Origin of the sequence: Bacillus sp. SRB_331 (genome assembly GCF_003264175.1) — a bacterium.
Lineage (GTDB): Bacteria > Bacillota > Bacilli > Bacillales > Bacillaceae_G > Bacillus_A > Bacillus_A mycoides.
Genome location: NZ_NADV01000029.1, coordinates 302,494 through 315,194, shown reverse-complemented (window position 1 = coordinate 315,194; position 12,701 = coordinate 302,494). Strand labels below are relative to the sequence as shown.

Below are 12,701 nucleotides of genomic sequence, written 5' to 3'. Positions count from 1 at the left end.
TAATAAAACAAGATGATTTTTTACTACATCTATTGTTTTCATTCTTAAAGTAATGAATTTTTGTGTTTGAAAAAATCAAAATAGGGTAGGAAGTTATTTGAGATTTTAATAGTTTGTTGTAATAAATTGTATCTAATAGTCAAACGGATTCTTAAAGAATTGAAGCATAGATAGGTAAAAAACAAACTTTCCGCTGTACTGTATACAAACAAAATAGAAGTCTTAAAAAAGACTTCTATTTTGTGATATATAATGAATGATAAGGTGGTTAACAAATCAAGATAATGTGACTGAGTGGTAAAAATCTATTTATAGCTGTTTCAGAATTTTTTATAACAAGGTTACTTATGAAAAATGGGACTCTGTTAGGCTAACAAAAATTAAGAAATTCTACTCATTAAAACTTAAACTAACTACAGTTGCGATAGATTGGGCTGCATGTTCCCAGCTTCCATCTATCACTTTTCCAATCTGTTGACCAAGTGCATTTAAATCATTTGGATTAACTGGAATCCCATTATACGCAGCAAGAATTGATAAAAGTGGAGCGGCAAAAGGTGTCCAACCACCTCTATCAATATTAAATACAGGCTTATCTATTACCTTTCCATCTTGCACTGTAAACTCATAATAAAATTGATCATCTGGACGAAAACTTAAATGATGAGAAATTTGTCCCTTAACATATGTTTTACCGCCACCTAAATTTACTACTTCAATTGGTTTTACATTAAATTCATGCTCAAATACTTTTATTTTTTTGACTTCTGGACCATTTAAGGCAGCGTTAACTGCTGTTTCCAAATTATTTTGTGCAAATGGTTGAATACTCATTTGAGCTTCTTTTTGTTGGATAGGAGCCTCTTTTTCTGCAGCAAACACCGATGTAGTAGGTAGTGCACCTGTAGCTAATGTAGCTGCAAGCGCAGTCGTCATAATGACTTTTCTTTTCTTCTTCATAGTTTTCTTCCTCCTTTTAAGTTATGATATATAATCTTTTAAAGACTGACACGGGGCAATATTTTATTTCATAATGCACGCAAAAAACTAGTTTAAGAATTATGTGAAAATATGTCAGAAAATTAAAGTTAATTATATATGCACTTACAATGATAGCTATCTACACATGTTTTTTCAATTTTCTAACAAATAATACAGTAATACCTTTTCATAAGGCAATTTAGTGTTTCAATTCTCTCTTTGTACGTTTTAAACAAATTAAAATCGTAGTGGTAATAATATATTTGTAATCAAATGTCGTATATACTTCGAGAAAAGTACACAATATTTTTATAAAAAACTATAGGAATTATCATGATATAGTTATCAAACTAAGTAAGATAAATGTTAATCTTATGAAGAGATTCCAGTGATCTGCTATAAAATTACTGAAAAATGAGCATGACATCATACACACATGCGATTGAAAAATTTTATAAGTGGCGTATAAAACTATAACAAATACTACAAATCAATTAAAAAATTTCAGTTATTCTGAATGCGAAGGGCACGTAATATTTATTGTGAACTGTAGTACTGATTAAGATTTTAGGAGGAAGTATGAACAAGAAGACTAAAAGAATCATATTAATTATTGGTATATTAGTAGGCATTAGTATCTTTTTATATTTACAAAACAATTTAATAAGTATAACTGAGGTTAAAATAACCTCTAGTAAAATTCCCTCTTCTTTTAAAGGATATAAAATACTACAAATTTCAGATTTACATAATAAAAAATTTGGTGATAATCAAGACGTTTTAATTCAAAAAGTAAAAAGCATAAATCCAGATATTATTGCTATTACGGGTGATTTAATAGACAGTAAATCGTACGATGCAGAAATGAGTATGCAAGTAATACGAGAACTTGTGAAGGAATATCCGGTATATTTTGTGACAGGAAATCATGAAAAATGGTCAGGAAAATATAACAGTTTAGAAAAAAAATTAAAGAAACAGCATGTCACTGTTTTAAGAAATGAACATGTAATAATACAAAAGGGAGGACACGAAATAAACTTGTTAGGAATTGATGATCCGGAATTTAATACTGGAGATATTGATGAAGGAAGTATTGTAAAAGATGCAATTGTAAAAGCAAAAATTGAAACGCAGCCAGATAGGTATAATGTATTATTATCCCATAGGCCTGAATTTCTAGAAGAGTATGCTGAGGAGAAAGTAGATTTAGTGTTATCGGGTCATGCACATGGGGGGCAAGTTCGGTTACCTTTTATCGGGGGATTAGTTGCTCCTAATCAAGGAATACTGCCCAAATATACAGCGGGTTTATATGAACAACAAAATACGTCTATGATGGTTAGTAGAGGATTAGGCAATAGTATCATTCCGCAAAGAGTTTTTAATAGACCTGAGATTGTAGTCGTGCAGTTAAATTAATCTGTACGGCTTTTTTGTTCAGGAGAATAATTTAAAGGTAGTTTTTCTTGAGTACAAGTTTCCATTACAATTTTGTTAAAATTTTTCAACGTTACATAAAGTAACAAATTTTGACCTATTGAGTTTGTTATAGTTTAAATAATCAAAAAACTTAAAAATTAGTCGAGTTAAAATAGTTATTATTAAGCAATATTAAAAATATAAAGGGGTGTACAAATGCATAAAGAATTTGAAATTGAAGAATATACGGCGATTGAGGAGCAAATTCATTATTATAGTACGTCTTTATTAGTAAGTCATCCTGAGCAAATTGTAAAGTATTTAGAAAAACGGTTGGAAAAGTATGCAGAAACGTTACAATATGCACATTTATATCCGGAAACGGTTATATTACCAATACAGCAAATAGTTATCGAATATTCATTAGATGTTGCTAGAATTAGAAGGTATTTAAATTTAAAAACATAACAAAAATCGAATAATTTACAATGAAACAGAGTCGACTTTAAGAAAAAATATTCTAATGTCGACTCTGTTTCATTGATTTAGTAAATAACAGAAAAAATATATGTTTGAAAAGTTTGACATATAATAATTCGAGAGTAAAATAAAAGTGAGTACTCACTCATTTTAAAGAAAAGGGGGATTTTTAGTGCAGCAACCTTCAATTATTTTACGAGATGTATCAAAAAGTTTTGGGAAAAAAGAAGTTTTGCATAACCTTTCGCTGCAAGTAGAAAAAGCAGAAATTTTTGGCTTGGTTGGACCTTCCGGATCAGGGAAAACAACACTCATTAAAATGATTGCAGGTATTAATGAGTCAACTACAGGGGATGTAATTGTTTTTAATACAAACATGCCTAATCTAAATGAAATGAAAAGAATTGGTTATATGGCTCAGGCTGATGCATTATACGAAGAACTATCGGCATATGAAAATGCAGATTTTATTGCAACGATGTATGGGTTAAAAGGTAAGCGTAAGAAAGAGAGAATCGTAGAAGTTTTTGAACTTGTGCAATTATCAGAGCATATGAAAAAGCAAGTACAGCATTTTTCAGGTGGAATGAAAAAACGTTTATCATTGGCGATAGCACTCCTTCATGAACCAGAAATATTAATTTTAGATGAGCCAACAGTTGGGATAGATCCTCTACTTCGAAAATCGATTTGGGAGAAGTTTTATGACCTTAAAAAGAAAGGAACAACTATTATTGTAACAACGCACATTATGGATGAAGCTGAGTTTTGCGAACGTCTAGGGCTAATTAGAGAAGGGAATTTAGTTGCGATTGGCACACCGGAGGAATTGAAAAAACAAACATCTTCTGGACGAATTGAAGATGTCTTTATGTTAGAAGGAGTGATTGAATCATGAGAGTTAATGGTGTAGTCATCCGTATCATTCGTCAATTTTTTCGAGATAAGCGTTCTTTAGCAATGATGTTTGGGGCACCAATGTTATTACTTTGGTTATTATCGCTAATATTTACACAAAAAGACTATATACCGCATATTGCTGTAGTCGATGTACCTGCTCCTATAGTAAAAGCAATGAAAAATCAAGAAGCATCAATTTATGAATATAGTAAAGACAAAGCAATTTCGGAATTAGAAAAGCAAAAGGTAGATGCAGTAATTCATTTAGAAAATGGAAAAATGAATCTTCTATTAGAAGGCAGTGATTCATCAAAAAACCGTGCGGTACTTCAAGTATTGCAAAAGAGTACAGAGAAGAATAATGTATCAATGATGAAGCCTGAAGTGGATTATTTACATGGCTCTAAAGACATTACGATGTTCGATGGGCTTGGTCCCGTATTAATTGGTTTCTTTACATTTTTCTTTGTATTTATATTGTCCGGAGTATCTTTTGTAAGAGAACGTTTAAGTGGTACATTAGAGAGATTATTGTCCACACCAGTGAGAAGATGGGAAATAGTTTTAGGATATATTATTGGTTTTGGAATCTTTGCATTTATACAATCTATTATAATTGTAAGTTTTTCAGTTTATATTTTAGATTTATATGTAGCTGGCTCAATATGGCTAACGCTACTTATAACATGTATGCTTTCTTTAACTGCACTAACATTAGGCACATTTTTATCGGCATACGCAAATAATGAATTTCAAATGATTCAATTTATACCGCTTGTTATCGTGCCACAAGTCTTCTTTTCTGGGTTGTTTCCAATGGAATCCATGAATACATGGTTACAAATGTTAGGTAAATTATTTCCACTCACATATGGTGCTGACGCTATGAGACAAGTAATGATTCGGAATCAAGGGTTTACAGAGATTGCATTAGATCTTACTGTATTACTACTTTTTTCACTATTATTTGCAGTAGGAAATGTATTTGCATTAAAGAAACATCGCAAAATATAATGATGATAAAAAGGAGCACAATAAATGAAGAAGGATTGGCTGGAAGAATTAGTTGCCGCAACTAATACTGATAAACGTAATGAACGTCAAATGCGTATATTAGAGGCAGCTGTTGATATGTTTGGAGAAAAAGGGTACGCCTCAACTTCAACGAGTGAAATTGCAAAGCGAGCTGGTGTAGCGGAAGGAACAATCTTCCGCTACTATAAAACGAAAAAAGATTTATTGTTTGCAGTCGTGATGCCGACCTTAACAAAGTTTGCTGCACCATTTTTCGTACAAGCCTTTGCAAAAGAAATATTTAAAACAGAGTATGAATCGTATGAAGTGCTTTTAAGAGTAATAATTCAAAATAGATTTGAATTTGCTAAAAAGCACTTTCCAATGATAAAAATATTAATTCAAGAAGTACCATTTCAGCCGGAACTAAAAAGTGAAATACAACAATTAATAGAAACAGAACTGCTTGTACATTTTAAAAAGCTGATTGCAAAGTTTCAAGAAGAAGGGGAAATTATTGAACTTCCGCCATCTTCCGTATTACGTCTTACTTTATCAGCTGTATTAGGGTTGCTCTTAACGAGGTTTTTATTATTGCCGGAAGAGAAATGGGACGATGAAGTGGAAATTGAAAATACGATTCAATTTATATTGTATGGACTAACGCCACGGAGGTAATGTGATGCGACAATTTGCTAAACCGATAATTGTTGTAAGTAAATGTTTAGAATTTGATGCCTGTCGTTATAATGGAGAGATGGTTCCAGATTTAACAATTCGAAACTTGCAGCCATTTGTTACATTTATACCTGTATGTCCTGAAGTAGAAATTGGTTTAGGGACTCCTCGTGAAACGATACGTATTGTAGAAAAAAATGGTGCGAATAGGCTTGTACAACCGTCAATACGAGAAGATGTAACTGAAAAAATGAATGAATTTTCAAATGCATTTTTACAAACATTACCTGAAGTTGACGGTTTTATTTTGAAGAATCGTTCGCCAAGTTGCGGAACTCGTGATGTGAAAATCTATTCTGGTTTTGAAAAAGGGCCAGTAAAAGGAAAAGGAACTGGATTATTTGGCGGAGCAGTAATAAAAAAATTTTCGCATCTTCCAATTGAAGAAGAAGGTAGATTGTCGAATTTTATTATTAGAGAGCATTTCTTTACAAGATTGTTTACAATCGCGCATTACAAAATGATTAAACATACTAAAAACATAAAAGAACTCGTAGCGTTTCAATCAGATTATAAGTATTTATTTATGGCATATAATCAGGTAAAACAAAAAGAATTAGGGCGTATTATTGCAAATCAAAAAAATGAAACAATTGAAGTCGTATTTGATAACTATGAGAAGACTTTATATGAATTATTTATTCGCGCGCCTCGCTATACATCGAATGTAAATGTATGTGAGCACATTTTTGGATATTTTAAAACAAAGCTAAAAAAACAAGAAAAAGATCATTTTTTAGAGCTACTACAGAAGTATTCTGAAAAGAAAATCCCACTTAGTAGTGTACTTGTAATTTTAAAAACATGGGCCATTCGATTTGATGAAAAGTATTTATTAAGACAAACATATTTCGAACCATACCCTGAAGGGTTAGTAGAAATTTCTGATTCGGGAAAAGGTAGAGATTATTAAACAATAAATTACATAATTCGACACAAAACCTCCTATGTTGTTGTAGAACAATGTAGGAATTTTTTTGTGCATTGGTACAGAATCTGTTTTAAAATTAAGTTATGACAGAATTATAGCAATTGTCTAACTAATATTCGTGTCTTTTAAGAAGTAATGTTTGTAGTAGAAACTCGCACGCTGTCGAAACTCAATATTCGATAAGGGGTGTGTAGCGGAATGGAATTTACTCTAACTCGCGAAAAACAAATGATTAAAGAAATGGTACGTGATTTTGCTGAAAAGGAAATCGCACCGAAAGCTGTATATTATGACAAAACTGCGGAATTTCCATATGAAACATTTCAAAAAATGGGCGAACTAGGATTATTAGGTATCCCATTCCCGGAAGAGTATGGGGGTTCAGGTGGCGATACGTTATCGTACGCGTTAGCTGTTGAAGAGATTGGTCGTGCTTGTGGTGGAACAGGTTTAAGCTATGCTGCAACAATTTCATTAGGTGCTTCTCCAATTTATTATTTCGGTACAGAAGAACAAAAACAGAAATTTTTAGTTCCAATGGCGTCAGGTAAAACGTTAGGTGCTTTCGGATTAACGGAGCCAAATGCTGGATCTGATGCAGGGGGCACACAAACGAAAGCAATTTTAGATGGCGATGAATATGTTATTAGTGGTGAAAAGTGCTGGATTACAAACGCAGAGTATGCAAATACAATTATTGTAACCGCTATCAACGGTTTTGAAGACAATGGTAAAAAACGTATTTCTGCATTTATCGTACCGACTACTAGTGAAGGATTAACGATTTCAAGCCCTTACGATAAGATGGGTGTTCGTGCTTCTAATACTTGTGAAATCGTACTTGATGGTGTACGTGTACCAAAAGAAAATATTCTTGGTGATGTAAATAAAGGATTTAAACAATTCTTATATACGCTTGATGGAGGACGTATTTCAATTGCAGCATTAGCAGTAGGTATTGCACAATCTGCATTTGAGCGTGCATTGAAATATGCGAAAGAACGTCAACAATTTGGAAAACCGATTTCTAATTTCCAAGCGATTCAATTTAAATTGGCTGATATGGCGACTGAAGTAGAATTAGCGCGTAATTTAGTACATAAAGCAGCTTGGTTAAAAGATAACGATAAACCTTTCGGTAAAGAAGCGGCTATGGCAAAGTTGTTTGCATCTGAAGCTGCAAGTCGTATAGCAAATCATGCAGTACAAATTCATGGTGGATATGGCTATATGCGTGAATATGAAGTTGAACGATATATTCGTGATGCAAAACTTTTAGAAATTGGTGAAGGAACTTCTGAAATTCAACGTCTCGTAATTGCAAGACATTTAGGATGTAGATAAAAAGGAGGGGTCACTATGTTTCAAAAAATATTAATTGCTAATCGCGGGGAAATCGCAGTTCGCATTATGAAAACTTGTCAAAAACTTGGCATTCGTACCGTTGCTATTTATTCTGAGGCTGATGAAAATGCCCTTCATGTAAAATTGGCAAATGAAGCTTACTTAGTAGGCGGTCCACGTGTCCAAGAAAGCTATTTAAACCTTGAAAAAATTATTGAAATAGCTAAGAAGACAAATGCTGAAGCAATCCATCCGGGGTACGGATTATTATCAGAGAATCCATCTTTTCCGATTCGCTGTAAAGAAGAAGGAATCGTATTTATCGGTCCTTCAGAAGAAATCATTACTAAGATGGGAAGTAAAATTGAGTCACGTATAGCGATGCAAGAAGCAGATGTGCCAGTAGTTCCAGGCATTACTACAAATATTGAAACTGCTGAAGAAGCAATTGAAATTGCGAAACAAATTGGTTATCCATTAATGCTTAAGGCATCCGCGGGCGGCGGAGGCATTGGAATGCAGTTGATGGAAACTGAGCAAACGCTCACCAAAGCATTTGAAAGTAATAAAACAAGAGCGCAAAATTTCTTTGGTAACGGAGAAATGTATTTAGAGCGCTATATAGCAGATGCACATCATATTGAAATTCAGCTTTTAGCAGATACACATGGTAATACAGTGTATTTATGGGAACGCGAATGTTCAGTGCAGCGCCGAAATCAAAAAGTAATTGAAGAAGCACCTTCACCATTTTTAGATGAGGGTACACGAAAGGCTATGGGAGAAGTTGCTGTACAAGCTGCTAAAGCACTTGGTTATACAAATGCAGGTACAGTTGAGTTTCTTGTAGATGATCAAAAGAACTTTTATTTCTTAGAAATGAATACGAGATTACAAGTAGAACATCCAGTTACAGAAGAAATTACTGGGTTAGACTTAGTTGAACAACAATTACTTATCGCATATGGTGAGAAGCTATCATTTACACAGGATGATGTAAAACGTAGTGGTCATGCCATTGAGGCTCGTATTTATGCAGAAGATCCGAAAACATTCTTCCCATCACCTGGGAAAATTACAGATTTAACGTTACCGACAAATATACGTATTGATCACTTTTTGGAGAATCAAGTAACGATTACACCTTTCTATGATCCAATGATTGCGAAAGTAATCGCACATGGTGAAACTCGTGAAGAAGCGATTTCAAAATTAAAAATTGCTCTAGAAGAGTTAAAAGTAGAAGGTATTAAAACAAACACACCAATGTTACTGCAAGTACTCGGAGACGATGTGTTCAAAAGTGGTATTTATACAACAGGTTTTGTAACAAAACAACTTGTTAAAAAATAAGAGTTATGAATATTAAGGGGGAAAAAATGATGACGAAAGTATATGCATCGATGGCAGGAAATATTTGGAAAATTGTTGTAGGAGTAGGAGATACAGTAGAGGAAGAGCAGGATGTCGTCATTTTGGAATCTATGAAAATGGAAATTCCAATCGTTTCAGAAGAAGCCGGAACTGTTATGAAAATTAACGTACAAGAAGGCGATTTTGTAAATGAAGGAGATGTATTACTAGAAATTGAATAGGGAGATATAGGGGGAAGCGAATTGAAACTACCTAATTTTGCTGTCATTAAAGAAGTCGGGCCACGTGATGGCTTACAGAATGAAAAAAAGATTGTTGGCACAAAAGATAAAGTAAAATGGATTCAACTACTTACAGAAGCGGGATTGTCGTACGTTGAAGTTTCCTCATTCGTTCACCCTAAATGGGTTCCTGCATTAGCAGATGCAAGTGATGTATTTTCTGAGCTAAAAAGGGATCCAGATGTTACATATGCAGCGCTTGTTCCAAATCAAAATGGTTTGGAACGAGCTTTTTTGCAAAATGTAGATGAGGTGAATGTTTTTTTATCAGCAAGTGAATCTCACAATAAAAGTAATATTAATAAATCTATTAAAGAAGCATTAGCTGTAATTGAAGATATAACAAAACAGGCAATGTTCGAAGGGAAAAAGGTAAGGGGCTATGTTTCTACTGTATTTGGATGTCCTTATGAAGGCGATATAAGTGCCACAGCAGTTGACGAAATATGTAATCAACTATTTTCATACGGCATTTATGAAGTTTCTCTCGGTGACACGATTGGTGTAGCGAATCCATTACAAGTAGAACAAGTATTAGAACATCTATTAAAGAAGTATGATGCTTCGCAGTTTGCAATGCATTTTCATAATACGTATGGAATGGCTCTGGCGAATGTAGTTAAGTCTTTAGAATATGGTATTACAACGTTTGATAGTTCTTGTGGTGGACTCGGAGGATGTCCTTATGCACCAGGAGCATCGGGTAATGTTGCTACTGATGACTTAGTCCATATGCTCCATAAGCTGGGAGTCCAAACTAATATTGATGAAGAAAAGTTATTGAGAGCTAGTCAGTTTATTCAAAGTAAGTTAAATATCCAATTACCGAGTCATGTGTATAGAGCGCTTCAACATAAAACGATAAGTAGGTGAGAAGATGCTACAATTACAAAACATTTCAGTTGACTATGTTACACCGCACGTTGTAAAGATTTCGTTAAATCGTGAAAGACAAGCAAACTCATTATCTTTGGCATTATTAGAAGAATTACAAACTATATTAACTCAAATAAATGAAGAATCAAATACGCGCGTTGTTATTTTAACAGGGGATGGCGAAAAAGCATTTTGCGCTGGTGCTGATCTAAAAGAGCGTGCCAACATGAGTGAAGAACAAGTTCGCCATGCTGTGGGTATGATTCGTTCTACTATGGAGATGGTGGAACAATTACCACAACCAGTTATTGCTGCTATTAATGGAATCGCACTTGGTGGAGGTACTGAATTAAGCTTAGCTTGTGATTTTAGAATTGCTTCTGACACTGCAAGTCTAGGTCTTACTGAAACTTCTCTTGCAATTATACCTGGAGCAGGTGGTACTCAGCGTTTACCGAGATTAATTGGAGTCGGTAGAGCGAAAGAATTAATTTATACAGGAAGACGTATTTCGGCGCAAGAAGCGAAAGAATATGGTTTAGTAGAATTCGTAGTACCAGCTGATTTACTAGAAGAGAAAGCAATTGAAATTGCAGATCGAATTGCTAAAAATGGTCCAATTGCTGTTCGATTAGCAAAAGAAGCAATTTCAAATGGTATTCAAGTAGATTTACATACCGGATTACAAATGGAAAAACAGGCGTATGAGGGCGTAATCCATACGAAAGATAGATTAGAAGGATTACAGGCATTCAAGGAAAAACGCAAACCAATGTATAAGGGGGAGTAAATATGTTAGATCAAAAACAACAATCTAATTCATTTGAAGAACGAGTTGAAACAATTAAGCAAGGCGGGGCAACGAAATATCATGAACAAAACAAAGCAAAAGGAAAACTTTTTGTTCGAGATCGTTTAGCTCTTTTATTCGATAATGGTGAATATGTGGAAGATGCATTATTTGCAAATTGTGAACAAACCGGGTTACCAGCTGACGGCGTTGTAACTGCAACTGGTAAAATACATGGTCGTACTGCTTGCGTAATGGCAAATGATTCAACTGTTAAGGCTGGATCATGGGGAGCACGTACAGTTGAAAAGATTTTACGTATTCAAGAAACGGCTGAGAAATTACGTGTGCCGTTATTTTATTTAGTTGACTCCGCTGGGGCACGTATTACAGATCAAGTTGAAATGTTCCCTGGACGCCGCGGTGCGGGAAGAATTTTTTATAACCAAGTGAAATTATCTGGAAAAGTGCCACAAATTTGTTTATTATTTGGACCTTCAGCAGCTGGTGGTGCGTATATTCCAGCATTTTGTGACGTTGTTATGATGGTTGAAGGAAATGCTTCTATGTATTTAGGGTCTCCGCGTATGGCTGAAATGGTTATCGGTGAGAAGGTAACTTTGGAAGAAATGGGCGGAGCACGTATGCATTGCTCAGTATCAGGATGCGGAGATGTTTTATGTAAAACAGAAGAAGATGCAATTACGCAAGCGAGACAATATATTTCTTATTTTCCAAGTAACTATTTAGAAAAGACTCCTTTGATTACACCTCAAGAACCGAAACAGTTCGATAAAACGTTAGAAGAAATCATTCCAGAAAATCAAAATGCTCCTTTCAATATGAAAGATCTCATTAACAGAATTATTGATGAAGGTTCTTTTTTTGAAGTGAAAAAATTATTTGCTCAAGAACTAATTACAGGTTTAGCGCGTATTGATGGTAAGCCAATTGGCATTATTGCAAATCAGCCGCGTATGAAGGGCGGCGTTTTATTCCACGATTCAGCTGATAAAGCAGCGAAGTTTATAAATTTATGCGATGCATACCATATCCCATTATTATTCCTTGCAGATGTACCTGGATTTATGATTGGTACAAAAGTAGAACGTGCCGGAATTATTCGTCACGGTGCAAAAATGATCTCTGCAATGAGTGAAGCAACTGTACCGAAAATTTCTATCGTCGTTCGAAAAGCATATGGAGCTGGCTTATATGCAATGGCAGGTCCAGCGTTTGAACCAGATTGCTGCTTAGCATTACCAACAGCTTCTATTGCAGTAATGGGTCCAGAAGCAGCGGTCAATGCTGTATATGCAAATAAGATTGCAGCTTTACCAGAAGAAGAGCGTGCAAGCTTTATTGCTGAAAAACGAGAAGAGTATAAGAAAGATATTGATATTTACCGTTTAGCATCTGAGATGGTGATTGATGGTATTGTTCATCCAAACAATTTACGTGAAGAGTTAAAAGGACGATTCGAAATGTATATGAGTAAATATCAAGTATTCACGGATCGTAAACATCCTGTATATCCAGTTTAAAAGCCCTATTTAGGGCTTTCTTGCTC

General features: G+C 34.4%; 13 protein-coding genes. 12 read left to right on the top strand and 1 reads right to left on the bottom strand.

The window, feature by feature from the left end:
- Positions 1 to 390: 390 nt before the first annotated feature.
- The gene (locus B5P42_RS19960; protein WP_113735022.1) at positions 391 to 960 is read right to left on the bottom strand and encodes a methyltransferase; all 570 of its coding nucleotides are present in this window, start codon (positions 958 to 960) and stop codon (positions 391 to 393) included.
- A 600-nt stretch (positions 961 to 1,560) separates the two neighbouring features.
- On the opposite strand from B5P42_RS19960, the gene B5P42_RS19955 reads away from it, so the two are divergent.
- From B5P42_RS19955 to B5P42_RS19900, 12 genes are all read left to right on the top strand, one after another.
- Positions 1,561 to 2,403: a metallophosphoesterase gene (locus B5P42_RS19955; protein ID WP_113735021.1), complete on the top strand. Its 843-nt coding sequence runs from the start codon at positions 1,561 to 1,563 to the stop codon at positions 2,401 to 2,403.
- Between the two features lie 216 nt (positions 2,404 to 2,619).
- Positions 2,620 to 2,871 (top strand): hypothetical protein, encoded by a 252-nt coding sequence (locus tag B5P42_RS19950; protein WP_002017002.1) that lies wholly within the window; start codon positions 2,620 to 2,622, stop codon positions 2,869 to 2,871.
- Between the two features lie 184 nt (positions 2,872 to 3,055).
- Positions 3,056 to 3,781 (top strand): ABC transporter ATP-binding protein, encoded by a 726-nt coding sequence (locus tag B5P42_RS19945; RefSeq protein WP_002032219.1) that lies wholly within the window; start codon positions 3,056 to 3,058, stop codon positions 3,779 to 3,781.
- On the top strand, positions 3,778 to 4,797 hold the full coding sequence (locus B5P42_RS19940; protein WP_033709125.1) for an ABC transporter permease: 1,020 nt from the start codon (positions 3,778 to 3,780) through the stop codon (positions 4,795 to 4,797). The genes B5P42_RS19945 and B5P42_RS19940 overlap by 4 nt, the downstream gene beginning before the upstream one ends.
- Before the next feature lie 24 nt (positions 4,798 to 4,821).
- The gene (locus B5P42_RS19935) at positions 4,822 to 5,475 is read left to right on the top strand and encodes a TetR/AcrR family transcriptional regulator (protein WP_002065518.1); all 654 of its coding nucleotides are present in this window, start codon (positions 4,822 to 4,824) and stop codon (positions 5,473 to 5,475) included.
- A gap of 4 nt (positions 5,476 to 5,479) precedes the next feature.
- A complete protein-coding gene (locus B5P42_RS19930) occupies positions 5,480 to 6,448 on the top strand; it encodes a YbgA family protein (RefSeq protein WP_107888192.1) in 969 nt (322 codons plus the stop codon).
- 216 nt (positions 6,449 to 6,664) lie between these two features.
- Complete coding sequence (locus tag B5P42_RS19925; RefSeq protein ID WP_113735020.1) at positions 6,665 to 7,810, top strand: acyl-CoA dehydrogenase; 1,146 nt, start codon at positions 6,665 to 6,667, stop codon at positions 7,808 to 7,810.
- 15 nt (positions 7,811 to 7,825) lie between these two features.
- Entirely contained in the window at positions 7,826 to 9,163 is a 1,338-nt protein-coding gene (locus B5P42_RS19920) for an acetyl-CoA carboxylase biotin carboxylase subunit (RefSeq protein ID WP_044440840.1), read from the top strand.
- Positions 9,164 to 9,189: 26 nt separating this feature from the next.
- Positions 9,190 to 9,405 carry an acetyl-CoA carboxylase biotin carboxyl carrier protein subunit gene (locus B5P42_RS19915; protein ID WP_113735019.1) on the top strand — a complete coding sequence of 72 codons (216 nt, stop codon included), beginning with the start codon at positions 9,190 to 9,192 and terminating at the stop codon, positions 9,403 to 9,405.
- A gap of 21 nt (positions 9,406 to 9,426) precedes the next feature.
- Positions 9,427 to 10,338, top strand: a complete 912-nt coding sequence (gene mvaB / locus B5P42_RS19910; protein ID WP_044440836.1) for a hydroxymethylglutaryl-CoA lyase — start codon at positions 9,427 to 9,429, stop codon at positions 10,336 to 10,338.
- Positions 10,339 to 10,342: 4 nt separating this feature from the next.
- The gene (locus B5P42_RS19905; RefSeq protein ID WP_002017012.1) at positions 10,343 to 11,131 is read left to right on the top strand and encodes an enoyl-CoA hydratase; all 789 of its coding nucleotides are present in this window, start codon (positions 10,343 to 10,345) and stop codon (positions 11,129 to 11,131) included.
- Between the two features lie 2 nt (positions 11,132 to 11,133).
- Positions 11,134 to 12,675, top strand: coding sequence for an acyl-CoA carboxylase subunit beta (locus tag B5P42_RS19900; RefSeq protein ID WP_107888194.1), 1,542 nt, complete (start codon positions 11,134 to 11,136; stop codon positions 12,673 to 12,675).
- The last annotated feature ends 26 nt before the right edge of the window (positions 12,676 to 12,701 follow it).